Here is an 18,899-nt window from a genome sequence, read left to right on the forward strand (position 1 = left end):
GAATAGCCTATGGACATAGAGGTCAAAAATGAGAAGAAGAAACCTCAGTTAAAGGACCACGAGCTAAAAGCGTTAATTCAAAAAAGTCAAGATGGAGATCAACAAGCGAGAGATACAATCGTTCAAAGTAATATGCGCCTCGTTTGGTCGGTTGTACAGCGGTTTCTTAATCGAGGATACGAACCAGACGACCTATTTCAAATTGGATGTATTGGGCTCTTGAAATCGGTAGATAAATTTGATTTATCTTTCGACGTGAAATTTTCAACATATGCAGTTCCAATGATTATTGGTGAAATACAACGTTTCTTACGCGATGATGGATCAGTGAAAGTTAGTAGGTCTTTAAAAGAAACAGGAAACAAAATTCGAAAGATGAGAGATGAGCTTTCGAAAGAATTCGGAAGGGCTCCAACGATTAATGAAGTGGCAGAGGCACTAGAACTAACGCCAGAGGAAGTTGTTCTAGCACAAGAAGCGAGCCGGGCCCCTTCATCTATACATGAAACTGTATATGAAAACGATGGAGATCCAATCACTATTTTAGATCAAATTGCAGATCAATCTGAAACGAAATGGTTCGATAAAATTGCTTTAAAAGAAGCGATTAGAGAACTAGATGAACGAGAGCGCTTAATTGTATACTTGCGTTACTATAAAGATCAAACACAGTCAGAAGTAGCCGAGCGCATAGGCATTTCGCAAGTACAAGTTTCAAGACTTGAAAAGAAAATATTAAAACAGATGAAAGATCGAATAGACGAATAATTGTCTATTCGATTTTTTTATGCCGTTAATAGGAGAGAGATGTTAATTTTCGAAAAAATTAACAGAATTTATTGATAATTTAGTCAATTTAAAATATAATCCAAGTATGAACTTGTCATAAAGGGGGAAGGAAACATGGAAACGAGGCAACAATGGGGAACGAGAGCTGGATTTATTTTCGCAGCGGTCGGATCTGCCGTTGGATTAGGAAACATATGGCGTTTTCCTTATACAGCGTATGAAAATGGAGGAGGAGCATTCTTTTTACCGTATTTATTTGCATTATTAACGACTGGTATTTCATTGTTAGCGTTTGAGTTTGCCCTTGGTCATCGTCATCGTGGCTCAGCACCACTTACATTTTTCCGTATTAGCCCGCGTGCAGAATTTATTGGATGGTGGCAAATGTGCGTAACATTTATTGTTTCAACATATTATGCAGTGATTATTGCTTGGTCTATATCGTATACATACTTTGCAATTACTGGAGCATGGGGAAAAGACACGCAATCATTTTTATTTAAAGAGTACTTACATGTTGCAGATAAGCCAGGACAATTTGGAGGACTTGTACCAGAAGTATTAATTCCGTTAGCTCTCGTTTGGATTATTGTGCTTGGCGTTGCATTTAAAGGAGTTAAAAAAGGAATCGAAGTTGTTAACCGTATATTTATTCCTTTATTAGTTGTTATGTTCCTTATTATCGTTGTTCGTGCAGTGACGATGGAAGGTGCTATGCAAGGACTAGATGCATTCTTTAAACCAGATTGGAGTCGTATTTTTGATGGGAAAGTATGGCTTGCTGCTTACGGTCAAATATTCTTTAGTTTATCTTTAGCATTTGGAATTATGATTACGTATTCTAGTTATTTACCGAAAAACTCGGATACAACAAATAATGCCTTTATTACTGGATTTGCAAACTCAGGATTTGAATTATTAGCAGGTATTGGGGTCTTTGCAGCTCTTGGATTTATGGCAAATAATATGGGAGTACCGGTTGATAAAGTAGCAAGTGCTGGCGTTGGGCTTGCGTTCGTAGTATTTCCCCAAATTATTAATGAATTGCCGATGTCACCGTTGTTTGGTGTTTTATTTTTCTTATCGTTAACGGTTGCTGGAATTACATCACTTATTTCACTCGCGGAAGTATGCTTTGCCGCTGTATCTGAAAAATTCAGTTTAAGTCGGGAAAAAACTATTGGAATTATGGGAACCCTTCTCGTGTTAGTTTCTCTTGTTTTTGCAACACGTGGTGGACTTATGTTCTTAGATGTTGTCGACTATTTCGCTAATAATTTCGGATTAATTACAATTGCACTTGCGGAAGTAGTTACGATAGGGCTCATTTTACGCCGTTTACCAGTTTATCAAAATCATGCAAACTTTGTATCTGATATTAAATTAGGAACGTTTTGGAGAGTGAGTTTACTCGTTATTACTCCGCTTATGTTAGGGTATATGCTAATTGATGGTACAATCCAAAATATTAAAAAGAATTATGGAGATTATCCGACTGAGTTTGTTGTAACGTATGGTTGGTCGATAGCAGCAGCCTTCCTTATCGTTGCGCTAATTATTAGTCTAAAGAAATGGAATGCACAAATACATTCGGATTCTGCCAAGCTTGAAAAAGAATGGAAAGATCGAGGTGTTTCATAATGAGTGGATCAGCGATTATGATGATGGTTATTGGAATAGTAGTCATTTGGGGAGGGCTTGCATTAAGTATTGCAAACTTATTTAAGAAAAAGGCATAAGTAAAAAACATCTGTACCGAAATGGTGCAGATGTTTTTTTATGAAAAAATTGTATTAGAAAAAAATTCAATAACCATACTACAACTACGAGGAAGAGTGAAGGGGTGAATGAAAGTTGGAACAAACGATTTATATTAAAATGCGCAATCGTTTAAAAGTTTCTCCTACTTATGAAGTAAAGCTGGGCGATGTTGCTCAACTTGCCGGAGATTCTTCCGTAGTTGAGTTGTTACAAAATGAGATAGTTTACAAAATAACAGCGCATGATAAGACGCATGTTGTAATTGATGTTATGAAAGTAATTGAGATTATTCAACAGAAAGCATCTCATGTACAAATTAATTTACTCGGTTCTGGACAAACTCTTGTTGAAATTATATACGAAAAAAAGAAGACACACCCAATTTTTTTCGGGCTTGTATGGCTGTTACTGTTCATTGGAGCGGCCCTTGCGATCATTTATTTCCATGAAGATGTAAGTATGCAACAAGTACATCAACGGTTATATTACATGATTACTGGAGAATTTAATGCACAACCACTTTTATTTCAAATTCCTTATTCTTTAGGTCTTGGCTTAGGGATGGTTTTATTTTTTAATCATGTATTTCAAAAGCGAATTAATGAAGAGCCGAGTCCGTTAGAAGTTGAGATGTTTCAATACCAACAGTCACTTGATCAATATGTAATCGTTAATGAAAACAAGGATAATATGAAACAACTTGCCGATGATTGAGTCTGGATTTGTTATTTTAATTGGTTTAGCTGGAGGGATTGCGGTAGGTAGCGGATATGTCGCATTTTTAGCTGTACTTGGTATAATCCCCCGTTTAGCCCAATTAACGAGAAGTGGAAAGCATATTCAATATTTTGAGTGGGCAGTCATTGCAGGTACTTTAACAGGGGCTTGGTGCAGTTTGAAAAACATTACATTTCAAACGTCGCAATATTGGCTCGTTATATTAGGGATATTTTGTGGCACGTTCATTGGAATGCTTGCTGCGGCATTAACAGAGGTGTTAAATGTTCTACCTATTTTAGCGAAACGAGTAGGGGTAGAGGGGAAGATTATTGTTTTACTCGTTGCTCTTGTACTTGGGAAAGTAATAGGCTCGTTGTTTCACTGGATTTATTTCGTAAAGTAGGAGGCAGTATATAAATGACAAGTCAGAAATTGAAGGATGATTACGTAAATAAAGTGAAGGAGTATCATCCAAAGCCAAACTATTTACTAAATTGTATCAAAGCATTTCTTGTAGGTGGACTCATTTGCACAGTTGGAGAAGTATTGATGAAATTTTATATACATTATTTTCACTTCAGTGAACAAGAGGCAGGAAACCCAACTGTTGCAACCCTTGTTTTATTATCCGCGATTTTAACAGGGTGTGGTGTATATGATAAAATCGGTCAATTTGCTGGAGCAGGATCAGCGGTACCGGTAACAGGATTTGCAAATTCTATGGCGAGCGCTGCCTTAGAACATAAGAGCGAAGGAGTTGTTCTAGGGATTGCTACAAATATGTTTAAACTGGCAGGAAGTGTGATTGTATTTGGGGTTGTTGGTGCATATATCATTGGGTTAATAAGGTATACCTTTAAAATTTTTATGTCTTAAAGGAGGGCTAGTATGAGGTTGACCGGAAAACAAACGTGGGTATTTCAAAATGATATATATGTGAATGCAACGGGTACTGCTGTCGGTCCGAAAGAAGCTGAGGGCCCTCTTGGGAAAAAATTTGATATTTCATATGGTGACTTGCATTGTGGAGAAGAAAATTGGGAGCTTGCCGAACGAAGATTAATGTCAGACTCAATTCAACAAGCAGTGCAAAAAGGGAATATAAAAACATCGCAAATTGATTTCTTTTTAGCGGGAGATTTATTAAATCAAACAGTGACAGCAAATTATGTTGCGCGTAAGTGGGGCATTCCTTTTTTAGGAATGTTTAGCGCTTGTGCGACGTCTATGGAGACTTTAGCAGTTGGCTCAGCTTTTATAGACGGTGGATTTGCAAATCGTGTCTTAGCTACAGTAAGTAGTCATAATGCAACGGCTGAAAGACAATTTCGCTATCCAACAGAGTACGGTGGACAAAAGCCAGGGACAGCAAATTCAACTGTGACTGGTGCAGGATCTATATTAATTAGCAATGAAAAAAGTGCAATTAAAATTACGTCGGCTACAATTGGAAAAGTGCAAGATTTAGGAATTACAAATCCTTTGGATATGGGGGCAGCGATGGCTCCAGCAGCAGCTCATACAATTCAACAACATTTTGAAGATTTAAGAAGAAGTGCCGATGATTATGATTTGATTGTTACGGGTGATTTATCAGCTGTTGGGACGCCGATTGCGAAACAACTTTTACTTGAGGAAGGTTATGATCTTGGGCATATATACAATGATTGTGGATTGATGATTTATGAATCAAGTCAAGAAGAAGTGTTTGCAGGTGGTAGTGGTTGCGCTTGTTCAGCAGTTGTCACATATGGTCATTTATTACACGAGATGCAAAAAGGGAATTTACAACGAATTTTTGTCGTTGCGACTGGTGCATTATTAAGCCCGATGATGATGCAACAGAAGGAAACGATTCCAACAATTGCACATGGTGTCGTATTTGAGAGAGTTAAAGGAGAGTGAATTGTGGATTTTATATATGCATTTCTTGTAGGTGGAGTTATTTGTTTAATTGGGCAACTATTGTTAGATTTCGTAAAGTTAACACCAGCTCATTTAATGGCAACTTTTGTAGTCATCGGAGCAATTTTAGATGGATTTGGATTGTACGATAAACTAATAAAGTTTGCAGGTGCTGGAGCAACAGTCCCTATTACAAGTTTTGGACATTCACTATTGCACGGAGCAATGCATGCAGCAGAAAAACATGGATATTTAGGAATTGGTATTGGCATGTTTAGTTTAACGTCTGCGGGCATTTCCGCAGCGATATTGTTTTCGTTTTTTATAGCACTTATATGTAAACCGAAAGGATAAATCAAATGAGACGAAGGGTTGTTTTGGTCACAGATGGAGATGAATATGCAAAGCGGACAATTGAGCTTTTAACGAAGGAATTTGGGGGAAGGTGTATTTCAGCATCACAAAGTAATCCAACCAAATTGACAGGGAAAAAAGTTGTTGAGCTTATTATGCAAACGCCATATGACCCTGTATTTGTCATGTTTGATGACAGTGGATTTATTGGAGAAGGATCTGGTGAAAAGGCTTTAAAATATGTGGCTGCCCATAAACAAATTGATGTGCTCGGTATTTTAGCAGTAGCGTCTAATACGCATCATTGGGAATGGGCACGTGTAGATGTAAGTGTAGATCGGAACGGGAATTTAACCGAATACGGTGTTGATAAATTTGGACTTCCAGATGGCGAAATTGGCAGAATTAGCGGAGATACAATTTATTGTTTAGATGACTTGAATGTTCCTGTCATCGTTGGAGTCGGTGACATTGGTAAGATGTGTGGAAATGATGAATGGGAGAGGGGATCACCTATTACGAAGAAAGCAATTCAATTAATTTTGGAAAGGAGTGGTTTTTATGACGAAGCCTAAAAAAGTGGATATCCCTATATCAACTTTCATAAGTGACAATGAAAATTATTTAAAGCAGACAGTTGGGCTAGGCGTTACATACGATGTTGGCATTCGTAAATTTCAAATTTTGAATAAAGAAATTGGTGTGTTATTTGTAAACGGACTTTGTGATACAAATTATATTATCCCTATTTTAGAAGAAGCGGTGGATACAAATGAGATAAGGGATGTAGAAGAAGATACAGTGAAGCTTTTAGAGAATCGCTTAATCCATCAACAAGTAAGTAAAGTGAAAACGATGGATGAGGTAATGCTCCAAGTATTATCAGGACTCATCGTGATATTTGTGGAAGGTGAAACGGAAGCGTTTGCAATCGATGTTCGTAGTTATCCAGGGCGAACGCCGACAGAACCAGATACCGAAAAGGTAGTACGCGGTGCAAGGGATGGATTTGTTGAAAATATCGTTGTAAATACAGCATTAATCCGTAGAAGAATTCGAGATCCACGTCTTCGAAATGAAATGGTTCGAGTAGGAGATAGATCACAAACGGATATTTGCATTACATACGTTCAAGATGTTGCAAATCCAGATTTAGTAAAGATTATAAAACAAGAATTAAATAACATCGATGTAGATGGAATTACGATGGCGGATAAAACAGTAGAAGAATTTGTTGTAAAGCAAAGCTATAACCCATTTCCACTTATTCGATATACAGAAAGGCCAGATGTAGCAGCAAATCATCTACTAGAAGGACATGTGTTAGTACTTGTTGACACATCGCCAAGTGCTATGATTACACCGACAACATATTTTCATCATTTACAGCACGCGGAAGAGTTTAGACAAAATCCAGCTGTCGGTACATTTTTACGCTGGGTGCGCTTTTTAGGTGTTATATTCTCGTTATTTTTATTACCATTTTGGTTAGTGTTTGTATTTGATCCAACTCTTTTGCCAGCAAATCTTGCTTTTATTGGACCGACTAAGATGACGCATTTACCAATTTTATTACAGGTGTTAATGGCAGAGGTCGGACTTGAGTTTTTAAGGATGGCAGCCATTCATACTCCAACGCCGTTATCGTCTGCAGCAGGGTTGATTTCCGCTATATTAATTGGTCAAATTGCAATTGATGTAGGTTTGTTTGTGCCAGAAGTAATTTTATATGTAGCAGTTTCGATGATTGGTGCATATGCAACACCGAGTTATGAATTAGGATTAGGGAATAAGGTTGGGAAATTGTTTGTTATTATTTTAACAGGCCTCTTCCATGAGATGGGATTTGTAATTGGTATGACGATATTAATTTTATTTTTAACGTCTATAAAAAGTTTACAAACACCTTATTTATGGCCGTTTTTACCATTTGATTGGGGCGCATTAACAAAAATTTTACTCCGTCCAACGATGTCTAGTTTAAAAGTACGACCAAGTATTGTAAGACCTCAAAATGTAAAAAGACAAAAATAAACGGGATTATACACCCGTTTATTTTTTTTAGCGAAAATTTATTATTTTTTAACAAAAATCAAACATTTTTTGTGTACACTTAGAGTAGATATTGTGTATGGAAGGGGAAGAGGACATGATTAAATTATTTGTAAGTGATTTAGATGACACGCTCGTTTACGATGTGAATCATATGCAAAAAGAAGATGAACGTGCGCTGTGTTGGTTAGCTGAGAAAGGGACAAATATTTGTTTTGCCTCTGGCCGCTTTACACACAGAATTGATGAAGTTGTAAAAAGGTTTTCATTCCCATATTATACAACTGGCTTAAATGGAGCGACAATGTTGCTTCCGGATGGAAATTTATTTCATGAATCGAGTTTTGAAAATGTGGTTGCCCAGGAAATATATCGATATATACATAAAAAAGGACTAGCGGATATTGTTTGTGCAAATGAGCAGCGATATACAAAAAGGAAGAATGAACATCACCATAATTTTGAAGCGTATATGGGCGTGCATATCGCTGAAATTGAAGCGTTAGAAGAAGAGTTTGGTAAGACTGTACACCCTGCAAAATTGTTTGTTTTTGGAGAAGAAGAGAAAATTGTGACGTTAGATCAAGAGCTACGAGATACGTTTCAAGGCGAAGCGGAAGTTTTTATATCAGGTAAACGCTATGTTGATATTATGCCAAGAGGCGTGAGTAAGGGGAGTGCTCTAAAGCGACTAATGGACCATTTGCAAATTGAAGCAAATGAAGTTGCTTGTATTGGAGATTCTTTCAATGATATTTCTATGTTTGAAGTAACCCCGCATTCATTTACTCTTCATCATGCCCATCCATATGTAAAGGAGAAAGCAAATCATATAGTGCGTTCGGTTGAAGAGGCTGTTATGAAATTACCATTACTTGTATAAAAAAGAAGCCCGTCACTGGCGGGCTTCTTTTTTACTTGAATAAAGATTTAACAAAATCAATGATACTTGAGAAGAAATCTTTCACTTTATCTAGAAAACTTTGTCCTTCTTCAGAACCTAAGAAGGCAGAAACGTGTTCTTTTGCTTTGTTTAATTGACTACCAACTTGATTCCAATCGATATTAAGATTTTTCATTTTATCAAATAACGATACTAAGTTATCTAACTGTTCATCTGTCAATGTAATGCCGAGTTGATCAGCAATTTTTTTAATTAATGAACGTAAATCTTCTGTTGTTTTTGGCTGTTCTTTTGCAATTTCTTCTTTAATTTTTGCAACAAGTTGAACTGCTTTTTCTTCACCAATTTTATCACCAAGCTGGGCTGTTTGTACCATTTCTTCATTCGCTACTTTTTTAACTTCTTCAGGAATTTGTTTATTGGACGCAGTTTCGTATGCTTTCATTAATCCAGTTAAAGCTGCAGTTCCTGAAACTTTAAAAGGTGCAGTAATTTGAATTTCTGCATCTTTTACACCTGCTGTAATTAAAGCGTTAGTGTACATTGCATCTGTTACCCAGTTAATGTTCTTTGATCGTACAATAAGACCAGATCCTGGTTTTGTGTATGTAATCATAGAAGAAGAAATTGCTCTCGTACCAATTTGTGCTTTTGGAACAATGCCTTCTAGAAATTTATGTTCTTCCGCATTAGATACAGTAATAATTGTAGCATCTTTCGGTGCTTTCATTTCTTTTAACAGATCTTGTTTTTGTTGTTCAGATAAGTTCTCTCCTAATGTAACAATTGATTCTCCCTCGATGATGTCTGCAAACGAAGCTGTTGGCATCATAAATACCGTTACAGCTAATAGCAGAGCTAGTAATTTCGTTTTCACGAAAAATCGCTCCCTTTCTCTTTCTAAAATTTTCGGGCAACAAAGTTATTATAGTATATATTTCTTATTTGTCACCTAGCTTTTTCCACATTTCAAAAAAGAAGTATCTAGATTGTCGGATTCTTTTTGTTTCTAGTCATGAATGTGGTAATATAGTGCTGAGATAGTTGAAAGGAGACATATACGTATGAAAACTTTAGGATACATATTAATGGAAAACGGTGAAAAAATCGACTTGGAATTTTTCCCAGAAGAAGCACCGAAAACAGTAGAAAACTTTAAAAAATTAGCAGAGCAAGGATTTTATGACGGTGTTACATTCCACCGTGTTATTCCTGGCTTCGTAAGCCAAGGTGGAGACCCAACAGGTACAGGTGCAGGTGGCCCAGGTTACTCTATTCCATGTGAAACTGATGGAAACCCTCATAGACACCTTGTAGGATCACTTTCTATGGCTCACGCTGGCCGTAACACAGGCGGTAGCCAATTCTTTATCGTTCATGAGCCACAGCCGCATTTAGATGGTGTTCATACTGTATTCGGTAAAGCAACAAGCGGTATTGAAACAGTATTAAAAATGCGTCAAGGCGATGTAATGAAAGAAGTTAAAGTTTGGGAAGAATAAGGTAAGGAAAAAGAGAGCTTTTGCTCTCTTTTTTATTTTTAATGAGATTGAGTACTACTTCTACAGCTCATCATACAAGTAGTATTGTTGCTAAAATATATTGCTTGTGAGAACAAACCTTTAACCAATTACATAGAATACATTACATTATATGTTTCAATAAATATTTTTTGTTATATTAATTTTGCTAGAATTGTGCTGCTTTAGAGTAACTATAAATGAAGTGCTGTTGAATGATATGTTTCTTTCCATTCCATATAAAATTTTCTTTTTTTAACTCTATTTATTAAAGGAATAGTGCTGAAACATAGATTTGACTTTCTTCTTTTCGCTTTGTATGATTATCAAGTTGTTTTAGACTCTTCTCACTCTGTTGAAAATATTGTAAAATGAATGTGATATGAAAAGAGTGATTGAGGGGATTACTAGTTTGTAACTTTTGTAAGAAGGGATAAGGGTTATGTTAATTCGTTTTAAAAAAAGTTATGAAAAAATTGCAATGGGGCTTCTTTCGTTTATGCCAACTGAAAAAGATGTGAAAACATTACAATTGACAATGAAAGAATATGAAGCAAAAGATGATTGGCAATTGTATTTGTGGAAAGAAAATGAAGATTTTGTTGGAATAATGGGGATTGTAAAAAAAGAGAATCAAGTATTAGAAATTCAGCATTTGAGTGTGAACCCGTCTCACCGTCATGTGGGGATTGGGACGAAGATGGTTCAAGAGTTAAAGAGTAAATTTCTTGAGTTTACAATTTGCGGAAATGAGCAAACAGCAAGTTTTTGCGAAAAATGTAAAGGGCTAGAACAAAATATACATTCGTGAAAGCAGAGATAAGTAGTTTATTATCTCTGCTTTCTTTTTTGTAATTGTTCGTTTCGTTCAGTAATGACCTCTGTGCGATCACGCAAAGTGTGCTTGTTTATAATATATTCACCTGGGATAGCATTCAAGTCTTTCCAAGAGAGGTTTTGTTTTTGACATAACTCTATGCACTGCTTCTCTAACGATGAATCTGATAAGGGTAAAAATAAAGGTACAAAACGTTCTTTTTTATGGATAGATTGCAATCTTTCATTGAGCAAGGAAAGAAGTTGTACTTGATTAATTCCTAAACGTTGTAAAGGCACACCGCTTTTTTCTAAAATTGTAATTGCGCTTTTCATCATTTTTGTAGAACCATTCCAATTAGCACGTCTTTGGTGGTATAAAGAAACTGCAATTTGAATGAGACCAACTAAGTAATGATCACGATTACCTCTTGGTTTTGTCTTCCAATACTCTTCTAGTATTTCGTGGCATTCAAAATAGTCATAATCTCCATGGAAATGAATTAAAAATTGTATGTATTCGGTAGGATACATGTTTTCTCGCTCCTATCTAACGGTTATACATATAAGTGTATCATAGAAATATGAACAATAAACGACTAGGAGGTTTCCCCCTAGCCGTTATTGTTCATATTAGCAGAAGCAAGCTGCTCCTACAATAATTAGTAAAATAAACAGTACAACAAGTAATGCGAACCCACCGCTAAAACCACAATCAACGTGACCCATAGTTTTTTGACCTCCTACATTGTTCTTACTACACTGTTATCATATGAAGTGGTGGGCATGATGACATAGGCATCGGTCTATTTTTAATTAAATTTCTTAAAAAGGTTGGATAGAACATGAGTATGCTCTATACTTATGTTGTTATAGAAAAAATGTGGTGGGATGCTTTGTGCAATATAATTTTAAAGTAGAGGCTTTTGAAGGGCCGTTAGATCTATTGTTACATTTAATACATCGTTATGAAATTGATATATATAATATTCCTGTAGCAGATATTACAGAGCAATATTTATCTTATGTGCATACGATGAAAGAACTTCAATTAGATGTTGCAAGTGAGTATTTAGTAATGGCTGCAACGTTATTACAAATTAAAAGTAAGATGTTGTTGCCGAAACATGAAGAAGATGTACTTGATAACGGTGATGATTTTATAGATGATCCTCGTCAAGAATTGATGGAGAGGTTAATTGAATATAAGAAATATAAGCAAGTTGCTACTGAGTTAAAAGAAAGAGAACAAGAAAGAGCACAGCTATATACACGTCCACCAATTGACTTTACATCGTTGCAACAAGAAGAGGAGACAAGCTTACCTCTTGATGTTACGTTATATGATATGCTAGCAGCATTTCAAAAATTAATGCGCCGTAAAAAGGCAAAAAAACCTGTAACAACACGTATTACTCGTCAAGAAATACCAATTGAACAGCGAATGACTGATATTTTAAAACAGTTAAAAATAAAGGGTGGTCGCCAAAGTTTTTATGATTTGTTTGTTGATGATGAACGTGAAATAATGGTTGTAACATTTTTAGCAGTTCTGGAACTTATGAAAAACCAACAAATCATAATTGAGCAAGAACATAATTTTGATGAAATTTTCGTATCAAGCTCTAATAAATCTGCATAGAGCAAGTATGTGAAAATGGGATAGCAACATTTTATCTCATGCTATGTTTTAATGTATCGTTTGGAACAAGAGAAAAAATATTGAACCGAACGCATTAATTGTGATTCGGTTTTTTGATGTGTATTTTTATGAGAAAATAGAAGGAAGGAGCTCGTGAAATGGATAGGAAAGAACAAAAGTCAATTATTGAAGGCCTTTTATTTGTTTCTGGTGATGAAGGGATTTATCCAGAACAAATAGCGAAAGTTCTTGAAATTGAAATGAATGAAGCAATTAATATTTTAGAAGAAATGCAACAAGAATGTGAAGGTGCAAACCGTGGTTTGCAAATTGTACAGTATGCAAAAGTATATCGTTTTGCTACAAAGAAAGAACATGCTTCATATTATCAAAAATTAATAGATACACCAACAGCTGCTTCACTCTCACAAGCTGCCCTCGAAACGTTAGCGATTGTTGCATATCGCCAACCAATCACAAGGACTGAAATGGAAGAGATTAGAGGAGTTAAAACTGATAAGGCGTTACAAACGTTGGTTTCACATTTACTTATAAAAGAAATGGGAAGAGCAGAAGGACCAGGGCGTCCTATTTTATACGGAACAACAAAAGAATTTTTAGACACATTTGGATTGAAAACATTAGATGATTTACCACCGCTTTCTGAAGAGAATGAACAAATGAATGAAGCAGATTTATTCTTCGGTTCCTTACAAGAGATATCGAAATAAAAGCTTAGCATTTTGCTAAGCTTTTTTTGTATATCAATTATTTACAGTGCCATACTAAATGAAAAAAGGAGACGAGTTATGAGAGGTATGCGGATTATTTTATTATTAGTTTCTGTTTTATTATGTTTTTCTTTAAATAGCGCATCAGCTAAAAGGTATATGATGTCCATTCATACTACGTCTCCTTTACATATGCATCGGCAACATCTTAGTAAAATGAAAGTGAGCTTTTTAAAAGTGGGGCAAGGTGACGCAACACTTATTATAATGCCAAATGGACAAACAATGTTAATTGATGGAGGACCTTATGAAGCAGGAGAGGTTATTATTCAGAAATTAATTGAGAAAGGGATTAATCATTTAGATGTAATTGTCAGTACGCATCCCGATATGGATCATATAGGGGGGTTAATTCCAATTGTAGAGCAAATGCCGGTATCGCTTATATTAGATAGCGGAAAAACATATAGTTCTCTTACTTATCATACGTATCGGAATAATATAAAAAAAAGAGGGATACCTTTCGTTTCAGTAAAGGAAGGACAATATATACCGCTGGATCCACATGTTTCTATACAAGTATTAAACAACGGGAAATCAAAAGATGAAAATAATGAATCCTCAATTGTTTTAAAGGTGCGATATGGAAAAGCGGATTTTTTATTAATGGGTGACGCGGATGTACGGACAGAACATGAAATATTAAAACAATTTGATGTCCATGCAGATGTGTTAAAAGTGGGGCATCATGGCTCATATACTTCAACAAGTGAAACGTTTATAAAAAAAGTGGAACCGCAGTTTGCTATTCTATCGTACGGGAGTAATAATCCGTATGGACATCCTCACCAAAGTGTAGTGAAACGCTTAAAAAGGCACGGTATAATGGTATATAGAACGAATAAACGTACAGTAGAAATGGAAACAGATGGTGAACATATTATGTTAGAATCTAGCGGATTAATGCCATTGTTGAAGTGATTTCTATATTAGGGGGCGATACTGTCCCTTTTTGGAAAAATGAATAATATATATTATAATTATAAGAGACGTAAGAAATTTCCTTTTCTGTTGAATAAAAAGGAAATTTCATTAGAATGTATAGACAACTACTCGTGCGTATATTAAGATGGAACTAGGCGAATAAGGTAATAATAACAAGTAGGTAATTCATGGGAAAGGATCGATGAAAATGAAAACGCAAATTGTCATCAATGCCAAAATTTACACAGGTCAAGAAATAGTGGAAAACGGATTTATTCGTTACGCAGAAACCATTAAAGAAATTGGTTTGATGGCTCAATATGTACCACAAGAAAATGAAACTGTTTTTGATGCTACAGGGAAGATTATAATTCCAGGTATGATCGATGTTCATATTCATGGTGGATACGATATTGATGCGATGGATGCAAATAGCGATGGGTTAGTAACTCTAGGTAAAGAAATGTTAAAAGAAGGGGTTACAACTTACTTCCCAACAACAATGACACAAGCTCCAGAGGCAATTGAAGCAGCGTTAACTGCTGCGAAAGAAGCAAAAGAAAAAGGAGCGCATTTCGAATATATTCATTTAGAAGGACCTTATGTTTCAAAGAAACGTGCAGGTGCACAGCCACTTGAACATATCGTTCCTGCAAATATTGAGCAATTTAAACAATGGCAAGAAGCAAGTGGGAACTTAATTAAATTAGTAACATATGCACCAGAAGAAGAGGGAGCATTAGAGTTTGAACAATATCTTGCTGAAACTGGTGTAGTTGGCACAATGGGACATACAGATGCAATTGATGCGCAACTAAAAAATAGAAAGATTACACATGCGACACATTTATACAATCAAATGCGTGGATTACATCACCGTGAACCAGGAGTTGTGGGTCATGTGTTATTAAATCCAGATGTAATGGTTGAAGTAATTACAGATGGTATTCATATTCACCCTGATATGGTGAAATTAGCATATAAGTTAAAAGGACCGAAAAAAGTAAGTGTTATTACTGACGCAATGCGTGCAAAAGGTCTTGAAGATGGATTATATGAGCTTGGCGGACAGCCAGTACATGTAAAAGATGGTAGTGCTCGATTAGAAGATGGAACGTTAGCTGGTAGTATTCTAAAAATGGATCAAGCTTTCCGAAATGTAATTGAATTTACAGGTTGTTCAATCGAAGATGCAGTACTTATGACATCAGTTAACCAAGCAGAAGAGTTTGGATTAAATAATAAAGGTGCATTAGCGGTAGGAAAAGATGCAGACTTTGTTGTGATGAATGAAGATTTACATGTATATGATACGGTTCGTTTAGGAATTCATATGAAGGAAGGGAAGTAATTAAATGAATATTCTTGTTGTAAAAACTCCAGAAGAATTAGCAGAAGCAGGTTATAAATTAATTGAAGAAGTTGTAAAAACAAAAGAAAATCCAACATTAGGAATGGCTACAGGAAGCTCTCCATTAGGTATTTATGCAGAAATGCGAAAAAATAAACTTGATACAAGCCGTGTAACCACTGTAAACTTAGATGAGTACGTAAATTTACCACATGAAGATAAAAACAGCTATCACTATTTCATGCAAGAACAGTTGTTTGATCATCTTCCATTTAAACAAACTTATGTACCAAACGGGATGGCAAGTGATTTAGAGGAAGAGTGCAAACGTTACGAGAGCATTCTAGCTGCTAACCCAGTTGACCTACAGATTCTTGGAATCGGTGAAAACGGTCACATCGGATTTAATGAGCCAGGAACACCGTTTAATTCTCCAACAAACATTGTTGAATTAACAGAATCTACACGCCAAGCAAACCTTCGATTCTTCGAAAAAGAAGAAGATGTGCCAACTCATGCGATTACAATGGGAATTGGAAGCATTATGAAAGCGAAACAAGTTCTACTTGTTGCGATGGGTTCTAAAAAGGCAGAAGCTGTTAAAGAATTATTGCAAGGTGAATATAGTGAAGAGTGTCCGGCTACAGTTTTACAACGTCATCCGAATGTAACCGTAATCGCTGATCAAGAAGCTCTATCTTTATGCAGTGAGGCGATTGCTGATGAACATCGACAAGTATTCACCATTTCCGATCTATTATCAGATTCAAGAGTGGGTGAAACAGCTAATTGAGGACGGCGAATGGAAGCCGGGAGATAAAATCCCATCTGAGAATGAACTTTGTGATAAGTTCGAAGTGAGTCGAATGACAATCAGACAGGCGATTAATAATTTAGTGGAACAAGGCTATTTATATCGGAAGCGTGGAATTGGAACATTTGTCCAACTTCCGAAAGTGGAACAAAAATTGCAAGGAATGACGGGATTCACAGAAGACATGATTTCTCGTGGGATGAACCCAAGTAGTCAATTACTTAGTTTCCGCCTAGTTCCAGCTACTGCTAAAATAGCAGACCGGTTGAGAATACAGGAGGGGGAATCGGTTTATGAAGTGAGGCGTATTCGCTTAGCTGATGATGAACCGATTGCTTTTGAGACGACATATTTGTCGCCAGCTCTTGTAAAAGATATTAACGAAGAGATATTGCAACAATCTTTATATGAACATTTAGAGAAAAAACTGGGCTTTAAACTTGTTAGCGCTACTCAGTCAATTGAAGCTTCCGTTGCGACGGAAAATGAAGCTGAACATCTGCATATTCCTAAAAAGGCGCCTGTACTTGTAATGCGTCAATGGTCATATTCAGAAGGTGAGATACCGCTAGAGTACGTGAAATGTATTTATCGTGGAGATCGTTATAAATTTATTACGAATATCGCACGTAACAAATAGTATATTTCAGTTTGTGAAGTACAGTGGAATTGAAAATGGTTAACATGTAAAGAAATAAAAATACGACTCATCCTTATAAGGAATGAGTCGTATTTTTATTATGAGCAATTACGTGGTTAACAGCATCTTTGACGTGATTTACTACATAGTGAGCGTGTTTTTTTACTGCATCATCTGCTTGCGACATAGCAAAACTGTGAGGAGTTAAAGAAAACATAGGAATGTCATTATAAGAATCCCCTATACAAGCAATTTCCTCAGGTTTTATTTGAAACTCATTTAATAAAACAGAAATGGCAGAGCCTTTACTAACATTCGGTGGCATTACATCTAAACATTGTTCTGCTGAGATGAAAGTACTAACTTTCCCGTGGAATTTTTCATCAATTTTTTTCTGAAGGAGTTGTAAGCTCTCCTTTGTTCCACCGACAGAAATTTTATTTGGGAAAATTGTATCATCAATCTTCTGTAGTAAGTTTGGTTCTTCAACAGAAGTCATAGTTACTTGTTGTTCAAGTTCTTGAATGAAAGGTGTTTTCTCTTCAATGTAATAATTATGCTCATCACTTACATAACGGAAATAAGGATCTTCATTCGTCATAGCTAACAAATCGGGAAGTATGCTGGAATCAAAAGTTGCAGATAATAGTTGTTTATTTTCATGTGTATATACAAAAACACCATTTACACTAATGCGATGAAAATTTGTATTTACAGCTTTCATTAAGTCTGCAATTTCATTATCAAGTCTTCCGGAAGCGAAGCAAAGAATAACATTTTGCTGGGCAAGGCTGCGCAGTGCCGCAACATCTTGTTCGTCAATAAGACCTCCGTGTTGCATCATTGTACCATCGATATCACTTACAAACATTTTAATCATGCTGTTATCTCCTTTCTATGTACAGTTGCTCTTACATTATACGCATCATATATAAACATGTCTAAAAAATGAATTTTTATTAAATGGCAGATGTTTTACATTGACGACAAAGAAGAATATTCTGTAACATAAAAGTAGGCTATTTAAGTACGAGGGTGGTGTTATATGAGTAATTATCTAGAAATTAAAAAAGTTTTAAATAATAATGTCATCATTGCTAGCCATCCGGAACACGAGGAAGTAGTAGTGATTGGTAAAGGAATTGGATTTGGGAAAAAAGCGAAAGATGTATTGGAGCAAGAACAAATCGAAAAGATGTTTGTCTTAAAAAATGAACGTGATCGTGAACAATACAAATTATTAGTGCCGCATATTAGTGAAAAATTAATTGAATTGATGAACGATATTATGCTGTACATTCAAGGGAAAGCGAAATCGCCACTAAATGAACATATTCATATTGCGTTAACAGATCATATTTCATTTGCGATTAAAAGGTTAAAACAAGGACTTACAATTGATAACCCTTTTTTAGTTGAAACAAAAATGCTCTATCCAAAGGAATATGAAATTGCGGAAGGTGTTGTAGAACTTTTAAATTCTCGTTTGCAAATTACATTGCCAGAAGGAGAAATTGGTTTTATTGCACTTCACATTTACAGTTCGCTTACAAATTCTGATTTATCTTCAGTTAATCAAAACTCCCGTCTCATTGCACAACTTGTATCTTTAATTGAGACAAACTTACAAATTACATTAGATCAAGAGAGCATTCATTATTTACGTCTTATTCGTCATCTTCAATATGCTATTGAGAGGGTGAAAAAAGGAGAAAAAGTAGAGGAATCGCAAAGTTTTGCTGATTTATTAAAGGCGGAGTATCCAGCTTGCTATAACTTGGCTTGGAAGCTAGTTAAGGTCATGCAAAAAGAGTTGCAACTACCTGTATATGAAGCTGAAAGTATTTATTTAACGATGCACTTGCAACGCTTAGTAAAGGCAGAGCATGTGTAAAAAGCCATATATTTTTGTCTAA

The 18,899-nt window shown here is 35.7% G+C and carries 24 protein-coding genes; 20 read left to right on the forward strand and 4 right to left on the reverse strand.

Going from position 1 to position 18,899, the window contains the following annotated elements; all coding sequences use genetic code 11:
• Positions 1-9 precede the first annotated feature (9 nt).
• The 11 genes from sigF to ACTFO4_RS04090 all read left to right on the forward strand — a co-directional run bounded on the left by sigF (position 10) and on the right by ACTFO4_RS04090 (position 8,464).
• A complete protein-coding gene (gene sigF / locus ACTFO4_RS04040) occupies positions 10-768 on the forward strand; it encodes an RNA polymerase sporulation sigma factor SigF (protein ID WP_000350729.1) in 759 nt (252 codons plus the stop codon).
• A 135-nt stretch (positions 769-903) separates the two neighbouring features.
• Positions 904-2,430, forward strand: coding sequence for a sodium-dependent transporter (locus ACTFO4_RS04045; RefSeq protein ID WP_000450089.1), 1,527 nt, complete (start codon positions 904-906; stop codon positions 2,428-2,430).
• A complete protein-coding gene (locus ACTFO4_RS04050; protein WP_000016826.1) occupies positions 2,430-2,528 on the forward strand; it encodes a methionine/alanine import family NSS transporter small subunit in 99 nt (32 codons plus the stop codon). Before ACTFO4_RS04045 ends, ACTFO4_RS04050 begins: the two co-directional genes overlap by 1 nt.
• Before the next feature lie 115 nt (positions 2,529-2,643).
• Entirely contained in the window at positions 2,644-3,264 is a 621-nt protein-coding gene (locus ACTFO4_RS04055; RefSeq protein WP_000438369.1) for a stage V sporulation protein AA, read from the forward strand.
• Positions 3,257-3,673, forward strand: a complete 417-nt coding sequence (spoVAB, locus tag ACTFO4_RS04060; protein ID WP_000572936.1) for a stage V sporulation protein SpoVAB — start codon at positions 3,257-3,259, stop codon at positions 3,671-3,673. Before ACTFO4_RS04055 ends, spoVAB begins: the two co-directional genes overlap by 8 nt.
• Positions 3,674-3,687: 14 nt before the next feature.
• Positions 3,688-4,146, forward strand: a complete 459-nt coding sequence (spoVAC, locus tag ACTFO4_RS04065) for a stage V sporulation protein AC (protein ID WP_017673595.1) — start codon at positions 3,688-3,690, stop codon at positions 4,144-4,146.
• A gap of 12 nt (positions 4,147-4,158) precedes the next feature.
• The gene (gene spoVAD, locus ACTFO4_RS04070) at positions 4,159-5,175 is read left to right on the forward strand and encodes a stage V sporulation protein AD (RefSeq protein ID WP_001241166.1); all 1,017 of its coding nucleotides are present in this window, start codon (positions 4,159-4,161) and stop codon (positions 5,173-5,175) included.
• A gap of 3 nt (positions 5,176-5,178) precedes the next feature.
• Entirely contained in the window at positions 5,179-5,529 is a 351-nt protein-coding gene (gene spoVAE, locus ACTFO4_RS04075; RefSeq protein ID WP_000345916.1) for a stage V sporulation protein AE, read from the forward strand.
• 5 nt (positions 5,530-5,534) lie between these two features.
• Positions 5,535-6,104, forward strand: coding sequence for a stage V sporulation protein AE (locus ACTFO4_RS04080; protein WP_031312229.1), 570 nt, complete (start codon positions 5,535-5,537; stop codon positions 6,102-6,104).
• Entirely contained in the window at positions 6,091-7,563 is a 1,473-nt protein-coding gene (gene spoVAF / locus ACTFO4_RS04085; protein WP_000165595.1) for a spore germination protein SpoVAF, read from the forward strand. Before ACTFO4_RS04080 ends, spoVAF begins: the two co-directional genes overlap by 14 nt.
• A 97-nt stretch (positions 7,564-7,660) precedes the next feature.
• Positions 7,661-8,464, forward strand: coding sequence for a Cof-type HAD-IIB family hydrolase (locus tag ACTFO4_RS04090; RefSeq protein ID WP_002026273.1), 804 nt, complete (start codon positions 7,661-7,663; stop codon positions 8,462-8,464).
• A gap of 31 nt (positions 8,465-8,495) precedes the next feature.
• Here ACTFO4_RS04090 and ACTFO4_RS04095 read toward each other — a convergent pair whose 3' ends face one another.
• Positions 8,496-9,362, reverse strand: a complete 867-nt coding sequence (locus tag ACTFO4_RS04095; protein WP_000850515.1) for a DUF1002 domain-containing protein — start codon at positions 9,360-9,362, stop codon at positions 8,496-8,498.
• Between the two features lie 187 nt (positions 9,363-9,549).
• Between ACTFO4_RS04095 and ACTFO4_RS04100 the strand changes: the two genes are divergently transcribed.
• Both ACTFO4_RS04100 and ribT read left to right on the forward strand, forming a co-directional pair.
• Complete coding sequence (locus tag ACTFO4_RS04100) at positions 9,550-9,987, forward strand: peptidylprolyl isomerase (RefSeq protein WP_000853782.1); 438 nt, start codon at positions 9,550-9,552, stop codon at positions 9,985-9,987.
• 460 nt (positions 9,988-10,447) lie between these two features.
• Positions 10,448-10,816, forward strand: coding sequence for a GNAT family N-acetyltransferase RibT (ribT, locus tag ACTFO4_RS04105; RefSeq protein ID WP_000908401.1), 369 nt, complete (start codon positions 10,448-10,450; stop codon positions 10,814-10,816).
• 20 nt (positions 10,817-10,836) lie between these two features.
• Here the strand turns inward: ribT and ACTFO4_RS04110 are convergent, their stop codons facing one another.
• Together ACTFO4_RS04110 and ACTFO4_RS04115 are read right to left on the reverse strand one after the other, a co-directional pair.
• Positions 10,837-11,355, reverse strand: coding sequence for a DUF309 domain-containing protein (locus ACTFO4_RS04110; RefSeq protein ID WP_000283597.1), 519 nt, complete (start codon positions 11,353-11,355; stop codon positions 10,837-10,839).
• A gap of 99 nt (positions 11,356-11,454) precedes the next feature.
• Positions 11,455-11,550, reverse strand: coding sequence for a YjcZ family sporulation protein (locus ACTFO4_RS04115; RefSeq protein WP_000510194.1), 96 nt, complete (start codon positions 11,548-11,550; stop codon positions 11,455-11,457).
• A 169-nt stretch (positions 11,551-11,719) separates the two neighbouring features.
• On the opposite strand from ACTFO4_RS04115, the gene scpA reads away from it, so the two are divergent.
• From scpA to ACTFO4_RS04145, 6 genes are all read left to right on the forward strand, one after another.
• Complete coding sequence (gene scpA / locus ACTFO4_RS04120) at positions 11,720-12,463, forward strand: segregation/condensation protein A (protein WP_001199753.1); 744 nt, start codon at positions 11,720-11,722, stop codon at positions 12,461-12,463.
• Between the two features lie 158 nt (positions 12,464-12,621).
• Entirely contained in the window at positions 12,622-13,194 is a 573-nt protein-coding gene (gene scpB / locus ACTFO4_RS04125) for a segregation/condensation protein ScpB (RefSeq protein ID WP_000375168.1), read from the forward strand.
• 78 nt (positions 13,195-13,272) lie between these two features.
• Positions 13,273-14,175, forward strand: a complete 903-nt coding sequence (locus ACTFO4_RS04130; RefSeq protein WP_001214826.1) for a ComEC/Rec2 family competence protein — start codon at positions 13,273-13,275, stop codon at positions 14,173-14,175.
• A 211-nt stretch (positions 14,176-14,386) separates the two neighbouring features.
• Positions 14,387-15,529: an N-acetylglucosamine-6-phosphate deacetylase gene (gene nagA / locus ACTFO4_RS04135; protein ID WP_002179749.1), complete on the forward strand. Its 1,143-nt coding sequence runs from the start codon at positions 14,387-14,389 to the stop codon at positions 15,527-15,529.
• A gap of 4 nt (positions 15,530-15,533) precedes the next feature.
• On the forward strand, positions 15,534-16,322 hold the full coding sequence (nagB, locus tag ACTFO4_RS04140) for a glucosamine-6-phosphate deaminase (protein ID WP_001024210.1): 789 nt from the start codon (positions 15,534-15,536) through the stop codon (positions 16,320-16,322).
• Positions 16,252-16,983 (forward strand): GntR family transcriptional regulator, encoded by a 732-nt coding sequence (locus ACTFO4_RS04145; RefSeq protein WP_014894892.1) that lies wholly within the window; start codon positions 16,252-16,254, stop codon positions 16,981-16,983. Before nagB ends, ACTFO4_RS04145 begins: the two co-directional genes overlap by 71 nt.
• Positions 16,984-17,056: 73 nt before the next feature.
• Here the strand turns inward: ACTFO4_RS04145 and ACTFO4_RS04150 are convergent, their stop codons facing one another.
• Positions 17,057-17,863 carry a Cof-type HAD-IIB family hydrolase gene (locus ACTFO4_RS04150; protein ID WP_017673597.1) on the reverse strand — a complete coding sequence of 269 codons (807 nt, stop codon included), beginning with the start codon at positions 17,861-17,863 and terminating at the stop codon, positions 17,057-17,059.
• Positions 17,864-18,028: 165 nt separating this feature from the next.
• On the opposite strand from ACTFO4_RS04150, the gene glcT reads away from it, so the two are divergent.
• Entirely contained in the window at positions 18,029-18,877 is an 849-nt protein-coding gene (glcT, locus tag ACTFO4_RS04155; RefSeq protein WP_000073860.1) for a glucose PTS transporter transcription antiterminator GlcT, read from the forward strand.
• The last annotated feature ends 22 nt before the right edge of the window (positions 18,878-18,899 follow it).

Origin of the sequence: Bacillus cereus group sp. MYBKT14-1 (assembly GCF_051915185.1) — a bacterium.
Classification (GTDB): domain Bacteria; phylum Bacillota; class Bacilli; order Bacillales; family Bacillaceae_G; genus Bacillus_A; species Bacillus_A cereus.

What these genes read in the sequence shown, in the direction of transcription:
- sigF (WP_000350729.1), top strand. Translation starts at nt 10, where the DNA reads ATGGACATAGAGGTCAAAAATGAGAAGAAGAAACCTCAGTTAAAGGAC.
- ACTFO4_RS04045 (WP_000450089.1), top strand. Translation starts at nt 904, where the DNA reads ATGGAAACGAGGCAACAATGGGGAACGAGAGCTGGATTTATTTTCGCA.
- ACTFO4_RS04050 (WP_000016826.1), top strand. Translation starts at nt 2,430, where the DNA reads ATGAGTGGATCAGCGATTATGATGATGGTTATTGGAATAGTAGTCATT.
- spoVAB (WP_000572936.1), top strand. Translation starts at nt 3,257, where the DNA reads ATGATTGAGTCTGGATTTGTTATTTTAATTGGTTTAGCTGGAGGGATT.
- spoVAC (WP_017673595.1), top strand. Translation starts at nt 3,688, where the DNA reads ATGACAAGTCAGAAATTGAAGGATGATTACGTAAATAAAGTGAAGGAG.
- spoVAD (WP_001241166.1), top strand. Translation starts at nt 4,159, where the DNA reads ATGAGGTTGACCGGAAAACAAACGTGGGTATTTCAAAATGATATATAT.
- ACTFO4_RS04080 (WP_031312229.1), top strand. Translation starts at nt 5,535, where the DNA reads ATGAGACGAAGGGTTGTTTTGGTCACAGATGGAGATGAATATGCAAAG.
- spoVAF (WP_000165595.1), top strand. Translation starts at nt 6,091, where the DNA reads ATGACGAAGCCTAAAAAAGTGGATATCCCTATATCAACTTTCATAAGT.
- ACTFO4_RS04090 (WP_002026273.1), top strand. Translation starts at nt 7,661, where the DNA reads ATGGAAGGGGAAGAGGACATGATTAAATTATTTGTAAGTGATTTAGAT.
- ACTFO4_RS04100 (WP_000853782.1), top strand. Translation starts at nt 9,550, where the DNA reads ATGAAAACTTTAGGATACATATTAATGGAAAACGGTGAAAAAATCGAC.
- ribT (WP_000908401.1), top strand. Translation starts at nt 10,448, where the DNA reads ATGTTAATTCGTTTTAAAAAAAGTTATGAAAAAATTGCAATGGGGCTT.
- ACTFO4_RS04110 (WP_000283597.1), bottom strand. Translation starts at nt 11,355, where the DNA reads ATGTATCCTACCGAATACATACAATTTTTAATTCATTTCCATGGAGAT.
- ACTFO4_RS04115 (WP_000510194.1), bottom strand. Translation starts at nt 11,550, where the DNA reads ATGGGTCACGTTGATTGTGGTTTTAGCGGTGGGTTCGCATTACTTGTT.
- scpB (WP_000375168.1), top strand. Translation starts at nt 12,622, where the DNA reads ATGGATAGGAAAGAACAAAAGTCAATTATTGAAGGCCTTTTATTTGTT.
- ACTFO4_RS04130 (WP_001214826.1), top strand. Translation starts at nt 13,273, where the DNA reads ATGAGAGGTATGCGGATTATTTTATTATTAGTTTCTGTTTTATTATGT.
- nagA (WP_002179749.1), top strand. Translation starts at nt 14,387, where the DNA reads ATGAAAACGCAAATTGTCATCAATGCCAAAATTTACACAGGTCAAGAA.
- nagB (WP_001024210.1), top strand. Translation starts at nt 15,534, where the DNA reads ATGAATATTCTTGTTGTAAAAACTCCAGAAGAATTAGCAGAAGCAGGT.
- ACTFO4_RS04145 (WP_014894892.1), top strand. Translation starts at nt 16,252, where the DNA reads ATGAACATCGACAAGTATTCACCATTTCCGATCTATTATCAGATTCAA.
- ACTFO4_RS04150 (WP_017673597.1), bottom strand. Translation starts at nt 17,863, where the DNA reads ATGATTAAAATGTTTGTAAGTGATATCGATGGTACAATGATGCAACAC.
- glcT (WP_000073860.1), top strand. Translation starts at nt 18,029, where the DNA reads ATGAGTAATTATCTAGAAATTAAAAAAGTTTTAAATAATAATGTCATC.